Raw genomic sequence first — 22,134 nt, 5'->3', positions numbered from 1 at the left:
TCGACCGGAACTCGCTGAAAATCATGGCCATATTGCAACACTCAAGGCCTGCCGGAGCCCTTCGACCATGCGCATCCTGATTGCCGAAGACGACCCCTCCATTGCCGCCGGCGTCAGCGCGGCGCTGCGTCAGGGCGGCCATGCGGTCGATCACGTGGTCGACGGGGTGCGTGCAGACGCAGCACTGAAAGACACACCTTATGACCTGCTCGTGCTCGATCTTGGCCTGCCGGGGCTGGATGGCAGCGAAGTATTGCAGCGTGTACGCAAACGCGGCAGCAGCTTGCCGGTGCTGGTGATCACCGCGCGCGAAGGCCTGCGTGAGCGCGTACGCGTACTGGATCTGGGCGCTGACGATTACCTGGTGAAGCCCTTCGCCCTGGCCGAATTCGAAGCACGTGTACGCGCCTTGTTGCGGCGCTACACCACCCAGGGTGCGCCGGAAATCACCATCGGCCGCCTGCGCCTGGATCTGCCCGGCCATCGCGCCTGGGTGGACGACAAGCCGCTGGAACTCACCGCACGCGAATTCGGCCTGCTCGAAGCGCTCGCTGCTCGCCCGGATCGCGTCACCAGCCGCGCGCAACTGATCGAAGCCTTGTGCAGCTGGGATCAGGAACTCACTGACAACGGTCTGGATATCGCCATCTATCGCCTGCGCCGCAAGCTCACCGATTCCGGCACGCAGGTACGCACCATCCGTGGACTGGGCTATCTGCTGGAAGAGGTCAAGGAAGCATGAGCCAGCGCCGGTGGCGCCACCACAGCCCGTCTTTCTCACACTCTTCCGTAGCGAGGGCGAGTAGGCCGGCTGCCGCAGCAGGAGCAGTGTGAGACATGCGGGCTAGACGCCAAAGCCTGCGCAGGCGCCTGCTGACCACGCTGCTGGTCCCGCTCACCGCACTGCTGCTGTTGAACAGCTTGATCACCTACCTGGGTGCGCTGATCTACGCCAACCACGTGCACGATGTGAATCTGGTCAACGACACGCTGACCCTGGTGCAGCTGATGACCAACAAAAGCCCGGATGGCCAAGTCACGCCGCAAGCCCAGTTCCTGCTGGAATACGAGCCGGAAGGACGCAATTACTTCAGCGTGTTTAGCGAACATCACGGACTGATCGCCGGCAACCCCGTGCTTAAGCCTCCCCGTGGCTTGTTCGCCGATGGGCATGCACCGCAGCTCTACGACATCCAGATCGAAAGACATGCGCTGCGCGCGGCCAGCATCCAGATGGTCAATCCGCGCGAACCGGATGACCAGCTGGAGGTGACCATCGCTGAAACCCTGCACGACCGGCACCAGGAAGCGCGGCAAATCTTGCTTCTGAGCATTCCCGCGCAGGCGCTGCTGATTGTTGCGGCATTTCTGCTGGTTTGGTTGGGTGTGAGTACGAGCTTGCGCCAGCTCGAACCGCTCACCAATCAGCTGGCCAACCGTGAGCACGGCCTGGCACCTATCGGTGACGCCGACGTGCCGGTGGAAATCCTCCCGCTTACACGCACCATCGATGGCCTGTTCGCGCGCCTGCGCGGCATGCTCGCCTTGCACGAACGCTTTATCGCCGACGCCGCGCATCAATTACGCACGCCGTTGGCAGGTTTGAGCGTGCATGCGGAACGCGCACAAGCCAGCTCCGATCCAACCACCATCAAAGATGCACTCAATCACATCCAGCGCCTGATCCTGCGCGCCAACCGCACCTCAAGCCAACTGCTCGCACTGACGCGTGCGCAAACCGCGGAGCACGAGGCGGGTGATACCGAGCGGCTGGATCTGGCCACGTTGATTCCCGAACTGGTCGGCCAGCGCGTACACGAAGCGCTGGCCGCCCATATCGACCTGGGCTACGAAGGCCCCGCCGGTCCGCTGCATATCGACGGCGACCGCCATCGGCTGCAGGAGCTGCTCGACAACCTGATCGACAACAGTTTGCGCTATGCCGGCCGCGGCAGCGTCATGACCGTATCGCTTGATCGCGAAAACAGACACATCTGCCTTGCGGTGGAAGACAACGGCCCCGGTGTGCCGCCCTCATGGATCGAGCGCCTGGGCGAACGCTTCTTCCGCGTACCCGGCAGCGAGGAGCAAGGCAGCGGACTAGGGCTGGCGATCGTGCAACGGATTGCGGAGTGGCATGAGGCGCGCGTGCGTTATCGCAGCGGCAGCGACGGACGCGGCTTGCGCGTGGAAATCATTTTCCCCGCAGCGGACCAAACCTAAAAAAAGGCGGCGCTGAGCGCCGCCGTGTTTGTCAGCTTCCCCTGCATGGGAACATCGACAAAAACCTGATCTTTGTTTTGATGCCGCCATTCCTGCAAAAGCGGCATGACGGCCATAAACATGCTGCGCAGCGAGATTACTCTTCACTCCCCCATCGAAGATGAGCAGGAGTGAAAGCGTCACATCGCCTTCTTCGCCTTCGTGAGCAACTGATCGAGCAGCGCCATGGCCAGATCGATCTCTTCGTAGCTGATGTCCAACGACGGCGCGAACGTAATCACGTTCTTGTACCAGCCGCCCACGTCCAGCACGAGGCCGATCTTCTTGCCGTTGTGCTCCAGGTCCCCTGCCAGGCCGATGTCGACCATCTTGTCCAACAGTGCCTTGTTCGGCGTGAAACCGTCGTCAGTGCAGATCTCGGCACGCAGCGCCAGGCCCAAACCGTCCACATCGCCGATTTCCTTGTGGCGCTTCTGCAGGTCCTTCAGACCTTCGAGGAAATAAGCGCCCTTTTCCGGCACGGTTTTTTCGTAATCCAGCTCGTAGCCCATCTTGATCACTTCCAGGCCCAGCGACGTGCCGAGCGGGTTGGAATTGAACGTGGAGTGGGTGGAACCAGGCGGGAAGATGGTCGGATTGATCATCTCCTCGCGCGCCCACAAACCGGAGAGCGGATTCAAACCATTGGTAAGCGCCTTGCCGAATACGATCACGTCTGGCGTCACGCCGAAATGCTCGATCGACCATAGCTTGCCGGTGCGCCAGAAACCCATCTGGATTTCGTCCACCACCATCAGGATGCCGTATTGATCCAGCACCTTCTTCAGATCCTTGAAGAAATTGCGCGGCGGCACGACGTAGCCGCCGGTGCCCTGGATGGGCTCCACGTAGAAAGCAGCGTATTCAGCCTGACTGACCTTTGGATCCCACACGCCGTTGTATTCGGTTTCGAACAAGCGCGCGAACTGGCGCACGCAATGATCGGAATATTCTTCCGGCGTCATGCCTTTCGGGCGACGGAACGGATACGGGAACGGAATGAACATCGCGCGCTCGCCAAAGTGGCCGAAGCGGCGGCGATAGCGATAGCTGGACGTGATGGATGACGCACCCAGCGTACGGCCATGATAACCACCTTCAAAGGCGAACATCAGGCTTTTGCCGTTCTTGTAGTTGCGCACGAGCTTGAGCGAGTCTTCCACCGCCTGCGCACCGCCGACGTTGAAGTGCACGCGGCCCTTCAATCCGAATTTTTTCTGCGCATCCACCGCAATGGTCTTGGCCAACTCAATGCGCGTCTGGTGCAGATACTGGCTGGCGACTTGCGGCAGCACGTCGATCTGGTGCTTCAACGTGTCATTGAGGCGCTTGTTGCTATAGCCGAAGTTGACCGCCGAATACCACATCTGCAGATCCAGGAACGGCACGCCGGCCGTGTCGTACATGTAACTGCCCTGGCCGTGGCGGAAAATCTTCGGCGGATCGACGTAGTGCACGGTATCGCCGAAGGAGCTGTATTGCGCTTCGTCGGCGAGAAGTTCGTCGTCGGGAATGACGTAGGAGGCGGCGTTGGGATCGTAGGTATTCATGCAAGAGAAAAAGGAATGGATGGAAAGCGGTTCGGCGACATCTGCTCTCGCCTTGTCGTCATTCCGGCGAAGGCCGGAATCCAGTTGAAACACGTTGTCCGAAGGACACAAAACCGGCTTTGAGTGCTTCGCACGGTTTATTGAAACTGGATTCCGGCCTTCGCCGGAATGACGGTGCGGAAAAATCGAACATCACGAAGAAACGAATTTCTACGCTCAAACAGAAAAGAGCACATCGTTCTTCATGATCAAAAATTGGAAACCGCCGGCAATACCCGCGGCATGTGCTCGGCCAGCAAACTGCCATCCAGCAAACGCGGCAGCAGTTCCAGCGCATCTTCAAAACCGGTGATCGGCACATACGGAATGCCGGAAGCGCGGCAATGCTCGATCAAGCGGTGTTTGGCGAACACAAAATCCACACGATCAGCCGCGCAGAAATCCGATGCGCCATCGCCGATCAACAACGTCTTGCCGCCGCCCTCGCGCGCTTGCGCCACGCATGCGCACTTGCAGGTGCCGCTGCGGCAACCTTCGCTCTGGAACGGTGAGGTGAGCTGCCATTGACGCGGCGGGACACCCGGCGCCAGGTGATTCGCGGCCAGCGGGAGATTATCCAGACCGTAGCGCCCAAGAATGCGGTGGATGGCGTAGTCGAGGCCATCGCTCACGATACGCATCGGCGTGCCGAGCTCGACCGTGCGCGCCACGAAAGCGGGGAATGCGTGATCGATCCACAAGCCGTCCAGATGGGTATCCAGGTCTTCGCGGCCCACGTCGAGCAAGGCCACCTGGCCGCTCATGCATTCGCGCGAACCGATGCGGCCAGCACGCCAATCCTGCTCCAACGCTTCCCAGCCAGGGCGGCCGAAACGATCCAGCAGCGAATCGATCACGTCTTCGACGGAGATGGTTCCGTCGAAATCGCACAGGATGTTCCAAGCAGCCACTCGCACCCACTCCCACACAAGACAAAGTGCATCTTGACGAGCCCCCCCTTTCGGTCTCCTTTCCATCATTTTCCCGTTCCTTGCCTTGTCAACGCCGGCCGGCCTGGCGAAGGACAAGACAGAAACGAAACCGACGCGTACAGGAATAAGCCAAATCTTAGGCTGAGCCGGTATGCTTAGCTTTTGCACGCCTTTCATCGACGGTTCCCAGCCCGTGCTCGATCCCGCACCGCGTCATGCCTCCTCTGCTCTAAGCCTGTTCGCCGCGCTGGTGCTGACTGCGCTGGCGGGCTGCGCCGCGGCCCCCTTGCCGGCCCTGAAGCCGCCGGTACCGCAAACATGGCGCAACGCGCCAGTGGTCAATGCCCCAAGCCCCGCTCAACCGGACCTCAGGTATTGGTGGCAGGCCTTCAACGACCCTGAGCTGGACGCGCTGGAGAAGCGCGCGCTGGGCAATAACCTGGACATCAAGGCTGCCACCGAGCGACTGCAAGCGGTGCGCACGCTGTATCGACACACCAACGACCCGTTCCTGCCCAACCTGCGTCTGGACACCAACCAGGTGATCGAGCCCGACGCCAGCGCCTCCTACTTCATCGTGGGCTTCGATGCGTTGTGGGAACTGCCGCTTTTCGGCGCATTGAAAAGTACGCACCGGCTCGCCGCCGGCAATCTCGATGCAGCCCGGGCAAACTTGCAGAGCGCTTACGTCACGCTCGTAGCCGAAGTGGCGCGCTGTTGGATTTCGCTGCGCTCGGCGCAGCAACAGGCAAGCTTGCTGACCGCTTCGCGCGACGCGAACCGCGAGAAACTGCATCTGCTTGAAGTGCGCGAGCGTTTGAAGCTCGCCTCTCCCACCGAGGTCGCCTCGGCCAAAGCAGAACTGGCGCGTTCTGACATGGCGCTGATCGATCCGCAACGGGCCATCAATGCCAATGCGCAGCAATTGGCCGTGCTGCTCGGCCAAAGCGAGCCGGATCCAGCGTGGCTGGACGGTGGCACCCAACCACAACTGGGCGATTGGCAGATGACGCACGCGCCGGCCGAGCTGCTGCGCACGCGTCCCGAGATCGCTGCGGCGGAGGCCGAGGTGCTGCGTGCGGCTGGGCAAGCGGGTATTGCCCGGGCGGACATCTATCCGCACATCGGACTGGGCGCCTCGCTGGACTGGTCGGTGAACCTGCTCAGCCATCACAACTTCATTCGTTCCGGTGACGGCATTTTCTCAGCCGGCCCGGTGATGGACGTGCCGCTGTTCGACTGGGGCATGCGCGTCGCCAAGGCGCACTCGCAGAAACATGAACTGCTCGCCGCGGTGTACGCCTATCGTCAGGCGGTACTGCAAGGCGTCGCCGAAACCGAAACCGCGATGGGCGATCTGCAGCAGGCGCATCAGCGCGAGAACTCGGCCCAGCAGGCTGCACAGGCGCTCGACGACAACGTGACCGCGCTGAACAAGCGCCGCAGCCTTGGCCTTTCCAGCACGCTCGATCTGCAAGATGCCGTGATCGCACAGCAGAACGCACAGCTCGCACTGGTATCCGCGCGTGCCGAACGCGACCTCGCTTACGTGTCGCTGTACAAGGCATTGGGCGGCGCACCGTTGCCGCCGGTCAATGTCACCGCCGACTACAAGGCGCTCGGCAACAAGCAAGGGCCCAAGTAATGGTGGCGCTGGCACGCAAAACCCTGATCTATGAATGGCGCCGTTTTCTGCCGGCGATTCTTGCCGTGGGTTTCGCCAGCTTGCTGCAGTTGCTGCAGGCCGCGCTGGTGATGGGCATCTTCGGCAGCGCGAGCGTGTACATCACCCGTTCCTCCGCTGACCTGTGGGCCGGTTATCCGGGCACGCAGAGCGTCAATCTCGGCCGGCCGATCAGCGAAGACGTGGCGATGCGCCTGCGCATGGACCCGGATGTGGTGAAAGTGGAACCGTTTCGCTGGGTGGATGCCGACTGGCGCGGCCCCAGCGATACCGGCGGCGTGTCGGTGTTCGTATCCGGCATCGACGCGCGCCCCGACGGCATGATGTTCTCGCGCGTGCTTCCTCCCGCGCTACGCGCACGCCTGAGCGAGCCCGGCGCGGTGATCGTGGATGAAGCGGATTTGGACAGCCTAGGTGTAAGCATCGGCGGCACTGCCGCCATCAATGGTCAGCGCGTAAAAGTAGTCGGCGTAAGCAAGGGGCTGCGCGCACTGGGTGGCGTCAACATCGTCGCATCGCTGGAAACGGCTCGCGTACTGGACGTCTCGCCCGACGATGCCGGCATGATGACCTACTTCATCGCCAAGGTGCGCCCCGGCGTGAAACCACGGATCGTGGCGAAACGCTTGAACGGCTCCAATGCGTTCGGGCCTTATACCGTTTGGACGGCCAATGCGTTCGCGCGCGAATCGAGCCTGTATTGGATGTTCGACACGGGCGCGGGCGCGGGTGTGCTATTCCTCGCCGGCATCGTGTTCCTGGTCGGCTCGGTGATCACCAGCCAGACGCTGATCGCCGCGGTCATCGGCTCGATCCGCGAATACGCCACCTTGAATGCACTGGGCGTCGGCCGTGGCTCGCTGCGCAAGGTGGTGATGGAGCAAGCCTTCTGGGTGGGAGCACTGGGATTGGTGTGCAGCATCGTGATCGGATTGATTTTGCTGGTCATCGCGAAAAACCGCAGTGTGCCGATGGAATTGCATCCGATCACGGCCATCACCTGCCTGGCGTTGAGCATGGCGCTCGCCATCGTTTCCGGCCTGGCCGCAGTGCGCACCTTGCGCCGTGCCGATCCGGCGAGCCTGCTGAGATGAGCATGTCCCTATCGGCTCCAACCACTGCCACCAACACGGTCACGCTGCACGCCCGCAGCGTGCGCAAGACGTTCGTTTCCGGCCGCATCGAAAGCACCGTGCTGCACGATCTCACGCTGGATGTGCAAGCCGGTGCACTCACCCTGATTTCCGGTCCTTCCGGCTGCGGCAAGAGCACGCTGCTGGCTATCTTGAGTGGCCTTCAAAGCGCCGACTCGGGCCAGGTGCACGCACTCGGCCATGATCTGAGCGGCCTGAGCGCGCGCGCACTGGAAAGCTTCCGCCTGCAGCACACCGGTTTCGTGTTCCAGGGTTTCAATCTGTTTCCGGCACTGACCGCGCTGGAGCAAGTAGAACTGCCGCTGAGCTACATGGGGCTGGCCAAGGACGTGGTACGCAAGCGTGCGGTGGATTCGCTGGAGGAAGTCGGCCTCGGTCCGCGCATGCGGTTATTGCCATCCGAATTGTCCGGCGGTGAAAAGCAGCGTGTCGCTATCGCCCGCGCACTCGCCAAAGAGCCGGAACTGCTCTTCGCCGACGAACCCACCAGCGCACTGGACGCCGCCAACGGGCAGATCGTGATCGATATCCTGCACCGCATTGCCCGCACGCACGGCACCACGGTGCTATGCGTCAGCCACGACCCGCGCCTGGTCCACCACGCCGACCGAGTACTGGCGATGGAAGACGGCCGCATTCTGAGCGACCATGTTCCACCCTCGCCACTTGCCACCGCCACTGAGCCCCGCTGAGAACCCAAGCATGACCCTGCGCCCGCTCCGTCTTCCGCTCACCCTGCTTGCCGCGGCGCTGCTCGCCGGCTGCTCGCAGGACGATGCTCCGGCGACACCCAGCGCTGCTGCCACACAGACTTATGCAGCGGTAGCGCGTGGACGTATCGACATCGAAGGCGGTCTGCTCAAGCTCACCATGCCCAGCGAAGGCGTCATCGCGCTGGTCGACGTGCACGAAGGCGATCACGTGCACAAAGGACAGCTGCTGGCGCAGCTCGACCTGGAACCTGCCAAGCTCGCCCTGGATACGGCACTCGCCGAACAGCAGCAAGCCACTGCGCAGATCGGTGCATTGGAGGAGCGCGCCAAGTCGGCCGAACAGCGGGCCTCGCGACTGCAGCAAGCTGCCAGGGCAGGCGCGGGCGACGTGCAGAGTGCAGACGATGCTCGTGAAGCCGCGCAGCAAGCCCAGACCGAATTGACCAACGCGCGCGCCAACGCAGCGCTCGCCGCACAGAAAGTGGCCGGTGCCCATTACCAGTTGGAACTGCGCAGCCTGCATGCACCGGCCGACGGCGAGATCGTGCAACGCATGGTGCAGCCCGGTAGCACGGTATCGCCGGCGGGCGGTCCCATCTTCGTGATGCTGCCCGATTCACCGCGCATCGTGCGCGCCGAGCTCAACGAGTCGTTTGTCGGCGTCGTGCACGACGGCATGGCCGCGGAAGTGGATGACGACAGCGGCAGCGGCATGGCGCCGTTGAAGGCGCACGTGCTGCGCATCGGCAAGGTGTTCGGCGCCAGCACGCTGGAAGACGATCCGCAGGTGCGTGCCAATACGCGCTCGGTGGAATGCGTGCTGACGTTCGATCAGGCGCCGTCGATGCCGCTGCGCATCGGCCAGCGCGTACTGGTGAGGTTTGCGCCGAAGTGATGCGCTTGTCGCAACACTTGCCATAAGCGTCCATCTTGTCTCGTCGTGATTCCGGTGTGGGCCGGAGACATCATGGATAAAGTGATGCATGATCGCTATGCGGATTCGACAGCCTGCACATCACCTTGCCAACGCAAACACCAGTTCCTCATCGTGCACTGGCTTCAATACGCCCCAGTTGCGCAGACACACTATTGCTTCCGTGACCCCATCCTCCGCACGCACTTTCGTCCCTAGCGACGCAGCTGCCTTGCGCATGGATGGCTTCAGCGCCGCATCGATCGCTGCAAGCAAGGTATCCGCACGCATGGAACGCCGCTCCACGATCGGCGGTGCCGCGCCTTCCCGCTGCAAACAACGCGCCCAGAACGGCTGATCGCCAAAGAACGGCACGATCACCGAAGGAATCCCTGCGCGAACCGCCGCCGCCGTGGTGCCGGCGCCACCGTGGTGAACGGCAGCTGCCATGCGCGGAAACAGCCAGTCGTGCGGCGCGCCGCGCGTAAAGAAAATCTGTCCATCCTGCGTACCATCTTCACCGGCCAAACCACCCCAGCCCGTCGCAAGCACGGCGCGCTGCCCACTGCGCCGGACGGCATCCAGCACGATCGCGGTGAACGACTCGGCACGCGTACTCACCATGCTGCCAAAACCCACGTAGATCGGCTTGGGTCCTGCATCAAGAAAGGCACGCAGCGCATCCGGCGGCTGCCAATCCGGCTGGCGGAGAAACCAGTAACCGGTGATCTGCGCGGTATCCGGCCAGTCGACCGGTCTTGGCACGACGTGATGGCTGAAGCCGTAAAGCACCCGATGATGCCGATTCTTGAAATACGGCCCGTACCACGGATATTTCGGCAAACCGAGTTGCGGACGCACGATGTCGTTGATGGCCGGTTTCATCACGTGCCACACCAGCAGCCGCAATACGTTGTACGCCGCCATGTTCAAGGCAGGCGGCAGCTTGCGTCCGCCGACCAGCACCAGCGGCGACATGTAGCGTGACGGCGTCAGCGGTTGCAACTGCGCGCCCACGAAGGGAATGCCCTGTGCCTCGGCAACGGCCTTGGCCAGCAAGGTGCTGTTGGCGACGCCTATCAGCAAGCCTGCGCCTTGCGCTGCCGCCATGCCTTCGCGTGCCCAATGCGTGGCCCACTCGCTGTAAAAGTGGCGGGAGATGCGCGCCATCGCCGACATGTCCAATCCCTTGTCGGCGATCTCGCGATTGGAATCGAGTAGCGTCTGGAAATTCGCCGTCAGCGGAAAAAAGGCCAACCCCGCCGCACGCACCATGCCTTCGAAGTTGTCGCTGGTGACGATCCGCACCGGGTAACCCGCACGCTGCAGGCCAACACCCAGGGCGACGCAAGGGCGAATATCGCCTTGCGTGCCGATGGTGAAGATCGCAATCGGTGCGTTGGACTCAGGCATACGCGGCCATGCTCCCTGCAGGCGCATTCCGGACGGCTTGAGTGGATCGCCCACGAATCGTCTGCAACCCGTGCAGCCGCTGCGTAACCAGACGCCCGATCTCGGCAGCCGGTGCCGCATCCAGCATGCTTTGGTGGTGGCACGCAATCTCATGTATCTCCAGCCGACCATCGACATAGGGACGCCAGGCTTCGGGCCGGTCGTACAACTGCGCACTGAGGTCGACCGCCTCCTTCTGCGCGGCACGGAAGAACATCACATCGGCATCGATCTGCCGCGGTACGTGTTTGCGTGCCAGACGCAGGTTATTGAGCGTAACGGCGGAAACGTGCTCGACCAGTTGCGGATTATGGCGAGAGATCTCCTGCACCAGCGGCATCGTGAATACGCCGTATTCCCTGCACAGCAGATCGGTCAATGCAGCCAGATCGGCAGGCGGATGTTCTGCATGGCGATGGAAGCCCAGGAATCGCAAGATTGCCCTGATTTCCTCCCTCGAATCGGCATGTGATGGCGTGCCATCCACCACGAACGGATAGGCATCCAGCAAGGCAAGGAATTCCACTGCCTGCTCATCTGCCTGCAGCTGCGCGGTGATCTCGTGTGCGATCAGTCCACCCAGTGACCAGCCGAGCAACCGGTAAGGGCCTTCCGGTTGAATGCGCCGAATCTGCGCGAGATAGTCGGCGGCCATGTGCGCAATATTGCCGGGTAGCGGCACACCGCCGCGCAATCCGCTCGACTGCAGGCCGTACACCGGCACCTTGTCATCGAGATAGCGCAACAAACCGGTATACCCCCAGCCGAGGCCCACGGCCGGGTGAAGGCAGAACAAGGGGCGTTCGCGATGCGATATGCGCAATGGCAGCACGATGCCCAATGGATCGCTCTTGCTTTCGGCACGCTGCAAATACGCAGCAAGGCCCGCGATGGTCGACGCTTCGAACAGGCTGGCCAGCGGCAGCTCCATGCCGAAATACTCCGGAAAGCGCGCAATCATTTCCGCAGCACTCAAAGAATCACCACCCAACTGGAAGAAATTGTCGTGCAGGCCGACGCGTTCCACGCCCAAAACCTGCTGCCATAGCGCGGCAAGTTTCTTTTCCACATCCGAGACAGGTTCGGCGTAGGCGACGCGCTGCGTACGCACGGGTGCCGGCAACGCTTTGCGGTCCAGCTTGCCGGTGGGTGTCAGCGGCAAGCCATCCAGTTCCACGAAGTGCGCGGGGAGCATGTAGTCGGGCAGAAACTTGGCCAGGTAGCTGCGCAGCTCATCGGCCATCCTTGACTGGCCTTCGCGCATCACCACGTAGCCCGCCAACGCCAGGGTGCCATCTTCCTCGCGATGCGCCGCAACCGCCGCTTCGGCCACCGCAGGGTGCCGGACCAACTGGCATTCGATCTCCCCCAGTTCGACGCGATGGCCACGGATCTTCACTTGACCATCGGCGCGTCCAACGAAATGCAGCACACCGTGGTTGTCCCAGTACACCAGATCGCCGGTGCGATACATGCGGCTGCCATCGTCCGCGAACGGATCTGCCAGGAACCGCGCCTCCGTCAGCTGATGATGGTTGAGATAGCCTTTCGCAACACCCGCACCGGCGATGTAGAGCTCACCGATAGCGCCCGTCTGCACGATCTGCTGATGCTGATCCAGCACATACAACCGTGTGTTGAGAATGGGGCGGCCGATCGGCGGCGCTTTGGAACTCACCTCCTTCAACTCAATGGCGGTGGATAAAACGGTGGTTTCCGTCGGACCATAAAGCTGCGTCACGCGTCCAGCGCGCTGCAACAGCTGCTTGGCCAGCTCCGCGCTCAAGGCTTCACCGCCTATGAGCACGTGCAAATCGTCGAGATGGGCATCCGCACCAGCCAGCAGTACACGCCAGAGCGAAGGCGTCGCCCACATGTGCGTCGCACGCTGACGCTGCAGCAGACGCAGCAAGCTGGGCGGATGACGCACCGTTTCGCCACCTGCGATCACCACGCTTGCACCCGCCGTCAACGGCAGGAAGCGCTCCAGCAAGGCGATGTCGAACACCATGGTCGCGATGGCCAGAAAACGATCGCCTGGGGCAAGCACAAGCTGCGTGCGCATGCCTTGCAGCAGATTGCACAGATTGCGATGCGTGACCTCCACACCTTTGGGACGTCCGGTCGAGCCGGAGGTATAGAGCACATAAGCCGTACCGTCAGACCGCGACAAATCCGGTTCTTCGGTATTCCCCTCCAACGCGATATCCAGATCCTCCGGGTGCAGCAGCAGCATGCCGCCCAGACCGAAGCGCTCGCACAGTGCGGGCGTGGCGATCAGGGCGATGGGCGAGGCATCGTCCAGCATCATCGCAATGCGCTCCGGCGGCCCATCCGGATCGAGCGGCAGAAAGGTGGCTCCCGTGCGCATGATCGCCAGCAGCACAACCAGCCATTGCTCGTTGCGCGGAAGCATCACGGCCACCATGTCACCGGGCAGCACGCCATCGGCGATCCATTGCCGCGCCTGCCGCACGCTGCGCTCGTGCAGTTCGCGATAGGTCACGACAAGGTCTTCAAAAAATACGGCCGGCGCATCCGGCGTTAACGTTGCATGCCGTGCCACGAGTGCCGGCAAGCTTTCCAGTGCGATAGGCGCAGCCGTGTCGTTCCATTGGTACAGCAAGCGCCGACGTTCCTCGATGCCGAGGATATCGATCTCACCAAGGGGACGGTTCGGTTCCGCCAGCACGCCATCCACCAGCGTGCCCAGGCGGCGGCGATGCTCATCCAGATCGGCCATGCTGTACAGCACTGGATTGGCATCGAAGTCGAAGCGTAACTCGCTGCCGTCGCCGCGGTCGTAGACGAACACGGTAAGGTCTTCGCCGGAACCGTTCGACACGTTGTGCGAAATCACGCGGGCACCGGCGAACGTCAGCTGATAGTCGAACGGTTCGATATTCACGCCCAGCCAGGCGATGTGCTTGCCCTGCCCGATCATGCCGAGATCGCGGCGCAGATCCTCATAACGATATTGCTGGTGGCGCAACGTTTGCCTGACCACCTGCGCCACTTGGGTGAACAAATCGACCGCCGTCGTTTCGGGTGTAAAGCGCAAGCGAATGGCCACGATATTGGCGACCATGCCCGGCGTCTTGCGCAAGGTTGCATTGATGCGCCCGGAGACCGGCATGCCGATGACCAGGTCATGTGCACCGGTGGCACGGTGATAGTACGCAGCCACCAGAGCGATCAGGATTTGCGGCAAGCTGGTCGAGGTCTGCTTGCCCAGTTCGCGCAACCGCTGCACGGTGTCGATGGATAAATGTCCGGTACTGCGCCGCAGGCCACCCATGCTGCTGTGTGGTCCAAGGCGCGACAACGAGCCGGCTTCAGGCAAGTCGCTGAGTTTTTCCTTCCAGTAATCCCGATCGCGCCGCAGCCGATCCGAATCGCGATAGGCGGCTTCGGCCTCGATCAATTCCTGCAAGGAACCGAAATCGCATGCTTCCGGTTCGCGCCCTTCCACATAGGCGTTATAGAGCTCGGCCAGTCTGCGCGCGACCACCCCGCCGCTGTAACCGTCGTAAATCACATGATGCGCGCGCTGGTACCAGTAGTAGCGATCGTCCGCCGCTTTGAACAGCGCACTCACCCACAGGGGATCGTTGGCCAGATCCACAGGTCGGCACAGTTCTTCCATCATCCACGCTTCGGCTGCTGCGCGTGGATCGGTTTCCTGGCTGACATCCAGATAGGGAAACTCACCGGCATAGACCGGCCGCACGATCTGCCGTGGACGGCCTTGATGTTCGACCACGCTAACGCGCAGCGTTTCGGCTTCGCGAGTGATCTGCCATAACGCACGGATGAACAAATCTGGCTGCACAGGTCCACAAATTTCCAGCATCTCGGCGATGTTCAAGGTGGCATCTGCCGCGCCGATCTTCTGGCCTACCCACAATCCACGCTGGGCAGTCGTCAACGGCAGCGACACAGGTGACTCGTGACTCATGGCGCAATCTCCTTGCGAATGCGCACACTCAGGTCCGGCTGGCGACTTACGCTCTCACTCGCACGTGCCTGCTCCGCCTGCGTTGCACTCGCACTCGTGATTCATCGTTGTTACCCCTAAGCACATGCTTCCCGGCGCATCGGACTGCGCTCTCTTTTCATGGCGCAAGCAGGCCGTCACGGCTGATATCAGCCATGAAAGGAACGCTTGCACGATGGGTGCTGCAAAAAGGACGGTCACCGGCACGCAGCCGGCAAACGTCATCCACTTGACCTGCTTACGTGAGACGCGATGGGGACCGACTCGCGTCTTGACTACTCCGCCACACACGCGCGTATCCACGTGTGCAACATCACTCCACTTGCGAACATCAACAAACTTATGTTGCGGTGTAGCAATCCATGGATGAAAGATCTGTCAACAGCTCACACACGCGTGCTTGTTTTGAGAACCAAGGCACAAAGCAAGTGCATTCGTTGCAAACAGATGACTGAGCATGGCGCTCAACGATCATCGCGCGTCCAAATCAGTCCGCTCTCTTCCTTGACGGGAAAACGGTGAATGGGCTCATACGCCGGCGGACACGTAGGCGCGCCGGTACGCAGATCGAAACGCGCACCGTGACGTGGGCATTCCACTTCGTGGCCATGAATGTCGCCGCCGGCAAGTTCGCCGCCGTCATGCGTGCAGATATCCTCGACCGCATAGAGATCGCCGTCGATGTTGAAGACGGCGATGGCGGTGTCGCCGTCCCACACGACTTTGAATTCACCCGGCAGCAGTTCGGAACGCGTACCGACTTCCACCCATGCCTCGCTCATGCCGTCAGGTCCTTCACCATCAATTCGAACTTGAGATCGTCGCGGCGTGGAAGGCCGAAGCGTTCATCGCCATAAGGGAAAGGCGAGTATTCGCCAGTGCGGCGATAGCCACGGCGTTCATACCAGGCCATCAGATCGCTGCGCACGTCGATGACCTTCATGTGCATGGCCCTGCACCGCCAGGTTTGCCGCGCGTACCGCTCTGCCTCTTCCAGCACCAGCCTGCCCAGCCCACCGCCCTGGCGTGGCGGATGCACGGCGAACATGCCGAAATACGCCGACTCGCCATGCCGTTCCACCTGGCAGCAGGCAAGCAGCTGGCCATCCAAATAGGCCAGCAGCACGGCGCTGTCCGGACCGGCAAGTACCTGTGCCACATCGGCGGGGTCCGTGCGCTGTCCGTCGAGCAGATCGGCCTCGGTGGTCCAGCCCTGGCGACTGGAATCACCGCGATAGGCGGATTGGACGAGGGCGACGATGGCATCGATGTCGGCCGCGACGGCCTGGCGGAAAACAGGAGCGATGACGGTATTCATCCATCCATGATAATCCGCGCCGGCTAAAGCCTGATAGGTTGGGTTACGGCATGATCCGCGAACCAGGATGACCGTTGCGAAAGCGTATGCCAGGCCGATAGCTATCGTATTGGCAGATATTGAAGTTGCGGGCAAAAATTCGGCGCCCGTCCGACAACATGGTGCGCAGATCGCGAAAACAGCCCTCGTCGTCGTGGAATTGCACCGTTACGGCAAGTTCGTAGTCGAACCAGGACTCTTGCATCGGTGACTTGAAGCGCACCTCGGTCCAGCGCCCGCTTCCGGCCGGAGCCACCGCAAACGAGTCGATACTGCTGCGGGTGTCGTTGATCACTTCGAGGGTATGCAACGAATCGGCCAGCACCGTGAGGGGAAGACTGGCAAGGCACAACGCAGCTAAGCAAGAACGCATGACGATCTCCTTATGAAAGGCGCAGCAAACCCTTGGCCGGCATGCATGGCATGCGGCGGGATGGATGGCTGCTAGGGGTTGCGGGCTACAGGAAGGTAGATGCGCCTGGCGGGAAAACGGTTGCGGGGCATTCGCCTGCAACCGATCGGCTGCCGGCCGTATCTCTATACTCACTGGCGTCGTGTTCGACGCGCTTTATCGGGAGTAGATGATGGACAAAGGCGAGATCATTCCGATCGTGCTGTTCCTGTGTATCACCTTTGGTATTACGTACGCCGTGAGACTGCTGGTGACTGCACGCTTGCGTGTCAAGATGCTGCAGGTCTGCAGTTCGAAGGAACTGGTGGAATCCGTGGTGCACGGCGATGCGCATCGCGACCAGATGTCGGCATTGCGCTGGGGCATTCTCACCCTCATGGAAGCCGTCGGCTTTGGCATCATCCAGGCCATGGGCTGGAACGAGATCAATCCAGGCGTGGTGGCGATGCTGCTGGGCGCCTTCGGCCTTGGTTCTCTCCTGTTCTTCATGCTCGCACGACGTTTCAGCTGATTGGCATCACAGCGGATGAGCCATCAGGATCGACAGCTTGTCGAAGCTGTGTTGGCGAACGCACCCAGTGCGTTCGAACGGCTGGTGCGCGAGTATCAGGGGTTGTGCTGGCACATCATCTATCGCATGGTGCGTCATCCGGAGGACGCACGCGAGTTATGCCAGGAGACGTTTCTGCGCGTGCATCAGCATCTCAGGCAATATCGCTACGAAAGCGGCTTGAAGTCCTGGATTGGACGTATCGCTTATACCGTGGCGCTGCGTTATCTGGAACGAAAGCGCATTACGGTGCTCGATCCCGGCCGGGGCGAAGACTCACTCGATCCGGTCGAGAACCTGAGCGATGGTTTCGACCTGGAAACCGCCTATAGCGACAGTGAAGTTGCGGCGTGCCTGCACAGGGCCATTGAAGCCCTGCCCCCGCTGCAACGCACCGTGCTTACGCTTTATCATCTGGACGAGCTGTCCATCGACGAGATTGCCAATATCACCGGGCTTGCGACCGGCACGATCAAGAGCCATCTGTTCCGCACGCGGCTTCGCTTGCGCGAGCAGTTGGAGACTGTATATGGGGTGTCGCCATGAATCACGAAACACCACGCGATGACGCCATGGAACGCGAATGGGCGTTGCAGGAACAAGCCGCTCGAGCCGAACGTCTCGGGCTGGACGCCCGCGATGATGCAACACTGCAACGTTATCGAGCTGTCGTACGTGCGTTGCGGCAACCGCTGGACGAAGACTTGCCGCCCGATTTCGCCAGCCAGGTCGCCAAGGAAATTCGTCGTCGCCCAGCCGACACTATGCGGCTGGAGCTTTACCTGAGCTGGGCGTTGCTCGGCACGTTGGCCGTTGTGTTGCTTGGACTGATCGTGCGCTACAGCAGCCTGTTGCAGGCCTGGCTGTCCAACCCGTGGCTGGTGGCGCTGGCGATCTGTTTCACGTTGCCTGCGCTGCTTGGCAAGCTGCCAGCTGTGACTCGTAGGTTGGGGTGCAAACCCCAACATCGCCTTCTTCATTACATCAGCAATTTGCGCACCTTCAGCAGCGCGGCAATAAACGCATCCACTTCCTCGCGCGTGTTGTAGAACGCGAGCGATGCCCGCAGCGTTGCCGGCACACCGTAGAACTGCATCAGCGGATGCGCGCAATGGTGGCCTGAACGTACCGCCACGCCTTCCAGGTCGAGCAGCGTTGCCATATCGGTGGCTTGTGCGCCCTCGATCAGGAAGGAAATCACCGGTTCTTTTTCTTTGGCTTCGCCGAAGATACGCACGCCGGGGATATCACGCAGGCGCTCAGTGGCGTAGGCAAGCAACTCGGACTCCCACGCGCAGATCGCATCGAAGCCGAGGCCCTGGTAATAATCGATCGCTGCGCCCACGCCGGCGAAGCCGGCAATGTTCGGCGTGCCGGCTTCGAACTTGTGCGGCGGATCGGCGAACGTGGTGCCATTGAAGCGCACTTCACGGATCATCTCGCCACCGCCGAAGAACGGCGGCATGGCTTGCAGATGTTCTCGCTTCGCCCACAACGCACCGGTGCCGGTGGGGGCCAGCATCTTGTGGCCGGTAATCGCATAGAAATCGCAGCCCAGCGCCTGCACGTCCACCGGACGATGCGGCAGCGCCTGGGAGCCATCCACGACCAGCGGAATGCCGCGTTTGCGGCATTCGCGTGCGATCTCGCGCACCGGGTTCACCGTGCCCAGCACATTGGACACATGGGCGACACAGGCCAGCTTCACATCCGAGGTGAGCAGCTCGAAGAATTTCTCGAGGATCAGCTCGCCATTCTGATCGATCGGCGCCGCTTTCACCGTCGCGCCTGCACGCGCGGCAACGAGCTGCCACGGCACGATATTGGCGTGATGTTCCATCACGGTGGTGACGATGGCATCACCCGGCTGCAACCGTGGCAGCGCATAGCTGTACGCCACCAGATTCATCGATTGCGTGGTGCCGGAGGTGAGCACCAATTCGTTGCGCGAGGTGGCGTTGATGAACCCGGCCAGCCTGTCGCGCGCGTCCTCGTACGCAGCCGTGGCTTCCTCGCCCAGCTGATGTACTGCGCGCGCCACGTTCGCGTTGTGTTCGCGATAGTGCCTGTCGACCGCTTCGATCACCTGCCGCGGCTTCTGGCTGGTGTTGGCGTTGTCGAAATACACCAGCGGCTTGCCATGCACGGTACGCGACAGCAGCGGGAAATCCGCGCGCACGCGCTGTACATCGAAGTGGGTGGAGGGATGGCTGGGCTTGAGGTTCATATCGGCAAATCAGGGCAGATGCGCGAGCAAGGCGTTGGAGAAGTGATCGCGCAGCGTTTCGTTCGGTAGCGCCGTAAACACGGCGCGGCAGAATGCGGCCGTGAGCAGCGCGCGAGCTTCGGCTTGCGGCAGGCCACGCGAACGCAGATAGAACAGCGCGCGCTCGTCGAGCTGGCCGACGGTGGCGCCGTGCGCGGCTTTCACTTCGTCAGCGTAGATTTCCAGTTCCGGCTTGGTGTCGATCTCGGCCAGCGGCGACAGCAACAGGTTCTTGTTGTTGAGGCTGGCATCGCTGCCGTCGGCACCTTGCGCCACGACGATCGCGCCACGGAATACGCCGCGTGCACGCTCGTCCGCAACGCCACGCCAGATGGATTCGGAAGCGGTGTTGAGCGCCTGATGGTTGATCGAGAGCTGCGTATCGATATGCTGGCGACCGCGCAGAACGAATACGCCGCGCGTATCGAAACGCGCTTCGTCGCCACGTAGTTCGGCGTGCAGGTCATGGCGCACCAATGCACCGCCCAGTTCCAGCACGTGCAGCATGGCTTGCGATTTGGCACCGAGATGCACGCTGCCGCGGCGGATCAAGGTGCTTTCATCGCCGCTGTTCTGCAACAGCGTGTGCTGCAGCTTGGCGCCGTCGCGCACCATGATCTCGCTCACCAGCGTACCAAGGTGCTTGTGTTGTGCGGTGGCCAGATGATGCTCGACCAGGTCGAGTTCGGCGCCCTCGCCAAGTTCGATCACGTTGCGCACATGCCAGGCGACATCGGTCTGCGCAGGCGTACCCACAAAACACAGATGAATCGGCTTGCCGATACGCGCGCCCGCCGCCACGCGCAACACCACGCCATCACCCGCCAGCGCTGCGTTGAGCCGCGCGAACGCGTCGCCGGCTTCTCGGTAATGGCGGCTGAGTGCGAAGCGCAGCGGCTCAGGATCGTTCTGCAGCACCTTGGAAAGCGGCTGCAGCGACAGCCCAGGCGGCAGTGCTTCAAGCTTCGACAGATCGGCGCGGAACACGCCGTTGACGAACACCAGGCGCGGACCGTCCATGCCCGGCAACGCCAGCGCATAGGAGTCGACCGGATGCGTAGCCGCCGCCGAATCGCCCAGCGCGAAACGCCGCTGCGCCAGCGCGCGCAACGCGGTGTACTTCCACGCTTCCGCGCGCGTATCCGGCAAGCCTGCCGCGATGAACGCCTCCAGGTTTTCGCGCCGCGCCGTATCCAGCCAGGCCAGCCCGCTGCCGGGCAAACGCAGGCTGGATGCCTCGCGCAACGCGTCGATAAAAGGCACGGATGCCGGCGACTGGCTCATGCACGCGCCTCGCTGGTCAAAGCAGGGTCGCGCTCGGCGACCCAGGCATAGCCATGTTCTTCCAGCTTGAGCGCCAGCGTCTTGTCGCCGCTCTCCACGATGCGGCCATCCGCCAGCACGTGCACGAAATCCGGCTCGATGTAGTCGAGCAGGCGCTGGTAGTGCGTGATGACCAGGAAGGCGCGATCCGGCGAACGCAATGCGTTCACACCCTGCGCCACTTGCTTGAGCGCGTCGATGTCGAGGCCTGAGTCGGTCTCATCGAGAATCGCCAGCTTCGGCTCCAGCACGGCCATCTGGAAGATCTCGTTGCGCTTCTTCTCGCCGCCCGAGAAACCCTCGTTGACGGCGCGATGCAAGAGCTCGTCGGAGATCTGCATGATCTTCAACTTCTCGCGCACCAGCTTCAAGAACTGCATGGAATCCAGTTCCGCCTCGCCACGCTGTTTGCGCTGTGCGTTGAGCGCGGCACGCAGGAAGTAGGTGTTGTTCACGCCGGGGATTTCCACCGGGTATTGGAATGCGAGGAACACGCCGGCGGCGGCGCGCTCTTCCGGTTCCAGCGCGAGCAGATCGCGGCCTTCGAAGCTGACGAAGCCGGCAGTGACTTCATAGCCATCGCGCCCGGACAGCACATTACCCAGCGTCGACTTGCCGGCGCCGTTCGGCCCCATGATGGCGTGCACCTCGCCCGGGTTCACCGTGAGCGTAAGGCCTTTGAGGATGTCCTTGCCCTCGACGCGGGCGTGCAGGTTTTCGATCTTCAGCATGTCACTTCAAATCCGCAGAATTTTTGATGGAACCCGCGCACACGTCACCTTCCTGTGCGCCATTTAGCCAAGCTTGCAGTTGCTGGGTGCGCTGCTGCGTGAGGTCCGTTTGCAACTGGCTCACGCACATGGGGTAAACCGAACCGAATTGAGCGGAGGGATCTTCACCCTTGCCCACCGGAAAATGCGCGGCGACTTCCGCATCCCGGAATTGCAGCCACAGCTTTTGCGACGCCTTGAGTTTTTCCAGGAACACCGGCTGGTCTTTGTATTTGACCAGGATGGCCTTCCACACCTTGTTGAGCTGCTGGTTTGCCTTGGTCAATTCGGAAGCAGCACAGGCATTGAGGCCGGCTTGCGAAGGTGTTGCGTAGCAAGCAACGTCCGCACCTGCCGCAAGCGCACTGACGGGAAGTGCGAGGATCAGCAAGAACATCGATACGGCTTTCATTGCACGACTCCTTCCGCAGAAAGAACACAGTCACCCTTCGCTTTGATCGACGCATAGAGCGCATCGGGTGCAAGGTCAATCTCGCCAGGCCATGCCAAGGCGCCCAACTCGATTCGAACCGCCGAGAACACGGCCGGCTCACGAAGCGACAGAAACACACCCGCTGAATCGCTGTTCACCAGGGCCGACATATCGACAATACCGGACGTCCCATCGCGAAAACGCACATCCAGGCGATAAGCAGGCATGGCTGTAACAGCCACCACGCGCCACGATGCAGCCCCCCTCTCCCCGCCGGGGAGAGGGTTGGGGTGAGGGGCTGCGCTTGCTGTAACGCATGTAGTCATA

21 protein-coding genes are annotated in these 22,134 nt (G+C 61.8%); 9 read left to right on the top strand and 12 right to left on the bottom strand.

What is annotated here, in order from left to right; translation table 11 throughout:
- Positions 1-67: 67 nt before the first annotated feature.
- Both IEX75_RS12885 and IEX75_RS12880 read left to right on the top strand, forming a co-directional pair.
- Positions 68-742: a response regulator gene (locus tag IEX75_RS12885; protein WP_188794709.1), complete on the top strand. Its 675-nt coding sequence runs from the start codon at positions 68-70 to the stop codon at positions 740-742.
- A 95-nt stretch (positions 743-837) separates the two neighbouring features.
- On the top strand, positions 838-2,223 hold the full coding sequence (locus IEX75_RS12880; protein ID WP_188794708.1) for a sensor histidine kinase: 1,386 nt from the start codon (positions 838-840) through the stop codon (positions 2,221-2,223).
- Positions 2,224-2,402: 179 nt separating this feature from the next.
- Here the strand turns inward: IEX75_RS12880 and IEX75_RS12875 are convergent, their stop codons facing one another.
- Entirely contained in the window at positions 2,403-3,812 is a 1,410-nt protein-coding gene (locus IEX75_RS12875; protein ID WP_188794707.1) for an aspartate aminotransferase family protein, read from the bottom strand.
- 248 nt (positions 3,813-4,060) lie between these two features.
- Positions 4,061-4,762, bottom strand: coding sequence for an HAD-IB family phosphatase (locus IEX75_RS12870; protein ID WP_423373019.1), 702 nt, complete (start codon positions 4,760-4,762; stop codon positions 4,061-4,063).
- A gap of 172 nt (positions 4,763-4,934) precedes the next feature.
- On the opposite strand from IEX75_RS12870, the gene IEX75_RS12865 reads away from it, so the two are divergent.
- Genes IEX75_RS12865 through IEX75_RS12850 form a run of 4 tightly spaced genes read left to right on the top strand, consistent with a single transcriptional unit; the run spans position 4,935 to position 9,229 of the window.
- Complete coding sequence (locus IEX75_RS12865) at positions 4,935-6,428, top strand: efflux transporter outer membrane subunit (protein ID WP_188794706.1); 1,494 nt, start codon at positions 4,935-4,937, stop codon at positions 6,426-6,428.
- Entirely contained in the window at positions 6,428-7,561 is a 1,134-nt protein-coding gene (locus IEX75_RS12860; protein WP_188794705.1) for an ABC transporter permease, read from the top strand. The genes IEX75_RS12865 and IEX75_RS12860 overlap by 1 nt, the downstream gene beginning before the upstream one ends.
- The gene (locus tag IEX75_RS12855; protein ID WP_423373020.1) at positions 7,558-8,313 is read left to right on the top strand and encodes an ABC transporter ATP-binding protein; all 756 of its coding nucleotides are present in this window, start codon (positions 7,558-7,560) and stop codon (positions 8,311-8,313) included. Before IEX75_RS12860 ends, IEX75_RS12855 begins: the two co-directional genes overlap by 4 nt.
- 10 nt (positions 8,314-8,323) lie before the next feature.
- Positions 8,324-9,229, top strand: coding sequence for an HlyD family secretion protein (locus tag IEX75_RS12850; protein ID WP_188794703.1), 906 nt, complete (start codon positions 8,324-8,326; stop codon positions 9,227-9,229).
- Between the two features lie 120 nt (positions 9,230-9,349).
- Here the strand turns inward: IEX75_RS12850 and IEX75_RS12845 are convergent, their stop codons facing one another.
- The 5 genes from IEX75_RS12845 to IEX75_RS12825 all read right to left on the bottom strand — a co-directional run bounded on the left by IEX75_RS12845 (position 9,350) and on the right by IEX75_RS12825 (position 16,426).
- The gene (locus IEX75_RS12845; protein ID WP_188794702.1) at positions 9,350-10,660 is read right to left on the bottom strand and encodes a glycosyltransferase; all 1,311 of its coding nucleotides are present in this window, start codon (positions 10,658-10,660) and stop codon (positions 9,350-9,352) included.
- Complete coding sequence (locus IEX75_RS12840; protein WP_188794701.1) at positions 10,653-14,657, bottom strand: non-ribosomal peptide synthetase; 4,005 nt, start codon at positions 14,655-14,657, stop codon at positions 10,653-10,655. Before IEX75_RS12840 ends, IEX75_RS12845 begins: the two co-directional genes overlap by 8 nt.
- Positions 14,658-15,160: 503 nt before the next feature.
- Positions 15,161-15,478, bottom strand: a complete 318-nt coding sequence (locus tag IEX75_RS12835) for a non-heme iron oxygenase ferredoxin subunit (protein WP_188794700.1) — start codon at positions 15,476-15,478, stop codon at positions 15,161-15,163.
- The gene (locus IEX75_RS12830; protein WP_188794699.1) at positions 15,475-16,014 is read right to left on the bottom strand and encodes a GNAT family N-acetyltransferase; all 540 of its coding nucleotides are present in this window, start codon (positions 16,012-16,014) and stop codon (positions 15,475-15,477) included. Before IEX75_RS12830 ends, IEX75_RS12835 begins: the two co-directional genes overlap by 4 nt.
- 43 nt (positions 16,015-16,057) lie before the next feature.
- Entirely contained in the window at positions 16,058-16,426 is a 369-nt protein-coding gene (locus IEX75_RS12825) for a hypothetical protein (protein ID WP_188794698.1), read from the bottom strand.
- A 208-nt stretch (positions 16,427-16,634) separates the two neighbouring features.
- Between IEX75_RS12825 and IEX75_RS12820 the strand changes: the two genes are divergently transcribed.
- Genes IEX75_RS12820 through IEX75_RS12810 form a run of 3 tightly spaced genes read left to right on the top strand, consistent with a single transcriptional unit; the run spans position 16,635 to position 18,064 of the window.
- Positions 16,635-16,976 carry a hypothetical protein gene (locus IEX75_RS12820; protein WP_188794697.1) on the top strand — a complete coding sequence of 114 codons (342 nt, stop codon included), beginning with the start codon at positions 16,635-16,637 and terminating at the stop codon, positions 16,974-16,976.
- Between the two features lie 15 nt (positions 16,977-16,991).
- A complete protein-coding gene (locus IEX75_RS12815) occupies positions 16,992-17,561 on the top strand; it encodes an RNA polymerase sigma factor (RefSeq protein ID WP_188794696.1) in 570 nt (189 codons plus the stop codon).
- Positions 17,558-18,064 carry a hypothetical protein gene (locus IEX75_RS12810; RefSeq protein ID WP_188794695.1) on the top strand — a complete coding sequence of 169 codons (507 nt, stop codon included), beginning with the start codon at positions 17,558-17,560 and terminating at the stop codon, positions 18,062-18,064. Before IEX75_RS12815 ends, IEX75_RS12810 begins: the two co-directional genes overlap by 4 nt.
- On the opposite strand, the gene IEX75_RS12805 is transcribed toward IEX75_RS12810, so the two are convergent.
- From IEX75_RS12805 to IEX75_RS12785, 5 genes are read right to left on the bottom strand one after another with little or no spacing between them, the layout of a single operon-like run.
- Complete coding sequence (locus tag IEX75_RS12805) at positions 17,995-19,242, bottom strand: cysteine desulfurase (protein ID WP_188794694.1); 1,248 nt, start codon at positions 19,240-19,242, stop codon at positions 17,995-17,997. The two genes, IEX75_RS12810 and IEX75_RS12805, sit on opposite strands and share 70 nt — an antisense overlap.
- 9 nt (positions 19,243-19,251) lie before the next feature.
- Positions 19,252-20,565, bottom strand: a complete 1,314-nt coding sequence (gene sufD / locus IEX75_RS12800) for a Fe-S cluster assembly protein SufD (RefSeq protein ID WP_188794693.1) — start codon at positions 20,563-20,565, stop codon at positions 19,252-19,254.
- Positions 20,562-21,335, bottom strand: coding sequence for a Fe-S cluster assembly ATPase SufC (gene sufC / locus IEX75_RS12795; RefSeq protein WP_188794692.1), 774 nt, complete (start codon positions 21,333-21,335; stop codon positions 20,562-20,564). Before sufC ends, sufD begins: the two co-directional genes overlap by 4 nt.
- A 1-nt stretch (position 21,336) precedes the next feature.
- Positions 21,337-21,786, bottom strand: a complete 450-nt coding sequence (locus tag IEX75_RS12790) for a lysozyme inhibitor LprI family protein (RefSeq protein ID WP_188794691.1) — start codon at positions 21,784-21,786, stop codon at positions 21,337-21,339.
- A complete protein-coding gene (locus IEX75_RS12785; protein WP_188794690.1) occupies positions 21,783-22,133 on the bottom strand; it encodes a DUF2442 domain-containing protein in 351 nt (116 codons plus the stop codon). The genes IEX75_RS12790 and IEX75_RS12785 overlap by 4 nt, the downstream gene beginning before the upstream one ends.
- Position 22,134: the final 1 nt, after the last annotated feature.

The organism is Dyella nitratireducens (assembly GCF_014642835.1).
GTDB classification, from domain to species: domain Bacteria; phylum Pseudomonadota; class Gammaproteobacteria; order Xanthomonadales; family Rhodanobacteraceae; genus Dyella_B; species Dyella_B nitratireducens.
The sequence above is the reverse complement of the archived record's forward strand: the minus strand, read 5'-3'. Positions and strand labels throughout refer to the sequence as shown.

What these genes read in the sequence shown, in the direction of transcription:
- IEX75_RS12835 (WP_188794700.1), bottom strand. Translation starts at nt 15,478, where the DNA reads ATGAGCGAGGCATGGGTGGAAGTCGGTACGCGTTCCGAACTGCTGCCG.
- IEX75_RS12785 (WP_188794690.1), bottom strand. Translation starts at nt 22,133, where the DNA reads ATGACTACATGCGTTACAGCAAGCGCAGCCCCTCACCCCAACCCTCTC.
- IEX75_RS12810 (WP_188794695.1), top strand. Translation starts at nt 17,558, where the DNA reads ATGAATCACGAAACACCACGCGATGACGCCATGGAACGCGAATGGGCG.
- IEX75_RS12885 (WP_188794709.1), top strand. Translation starts at nt 68, where the DNA reads ATGCGCATCCTGATTGCCGAAGACGACCCCTCCATTGCCGCCGGCGTC.
- IEX75_RS12805 (WP_188794694.1), bottom strand. Translation starts at nt 19,242, where the DNA reads ATGAACCTCAAGCCCAGCCATCCCTCCACCCACTTCGATGTACAGCGC.
- sufC (WP_188794692.1), bottom strand. Translation starts at nt 21,335, where the DNA reads ATGCTGAAGATCGAAAACCTGCACGCCCGCGTCGAGGGCAAGGACATC.
- IEX75_RS12830 (WP_188794699.1), bottom strand. Translation starts at nt 16,014, where the DNA reads ATGAATACCGTCATCGCTCCTGTTTTCCGCCAGGCCGTCGCGGCCGAC.
- IEX75_RS12875 (WP_188794707.1), bottom strand. Translation starts at nt 3,812, where the DNA reads ATGAATACCTACGATCCCAACGCCGCCTCCTACGTCATTCCCGACGAC.
- IEX75_RS12865 (WP_188794706.1), top strand. Translation starts at nt 4,935, where the DNA reads ATGCTTAGCTTTTGCACGCCTTTCATCGACGGTTCCCAGCCCGTGCTC.
- IEX75_RS12840 (WP_188794701.1), bottom strand. Translation starts at nt 14,657, where the DNA reads ATGAGTCACGAGTCACCTGTGTCGCTGCCGTTGACGACTGCCCAGCGT.
- IEX75_RS12845 (WP_188794702.1), bottom strand. Translation starts at nt 10,660, where the DNA reads ATGCCTGAGTCCAACGCACCGATTGCGATCTTCACCATCGGCACGCAA.
- IEX75_RS12860 (WP_188794705.1), top strand. Translation starts at nt 6,428, where the DNA reads ATGGTGGCGCTGGCACGCAAAACCCTGATCTATGAATGGCGCCGTTTT.
- IEX75_RS12850 (WP_188794703.1), top strand. Translation starts at nt 8,324, where the DNA reads ATGACCCTGCGCCCGCTCCGTCTTCCGCTCACCCTGCTTGCCGCGGCG.
- IEX75_RS12825 (WP_188794698.1), bottom strand. Translation starts at nt 16,426, where the DNA reads ATGCGTTCTTGCTTAGCTGCGTTGTGCCTTGCCAGTCTTCCCCTCACG.
- IEX75_RS12820 (WP_188794697.1), top strand. Translation starts at nt 16,635, where the DNA reads ATGATGGACAAAGGCGAGATCATTCCGATCGTGCTGTTCCTGTGTATC.
- IEX75_RS12815 (WP_188794696.1), top strand. Translation starts at nt 16,992, where the DNA reads ATGAGCCATCAGGATCGACAGCTTGTCGAAGCTGTGTTGGCGAACGCA.
- IEX75_RS12790 (WP_188794691.1), bottom strand. Translation starts at nt 21,786, where the DNA reads ATGAAAGCCGTATCGATGTTCTTGCTGATCCTCGCACTTCCCGTCAGT.
- IEX75_RS12855 (WP_423373020.1), top strand. Translation starts at nt 7,558, where the DNA reads ATGAGCATGTCCCTATCGGCTCCAACCACTGCCACCAACACGGTCACG.
- sufD (WP_188794693.1), bottom strand. Translation starts at nt 20,565, where the DNA reads ATGAGCCAGTCGCCGGCATCCGTGCCTTTTATCGACGCGTTGCGCGAG.
- IEX75_RS12880 (WP_188794708.1), top strand. Translation starts at nt 838, where the DNA reads ATGCGGGCTAGACGCCAAAGCCTGCGCAGGCGCCTGCTGACCACGCTG.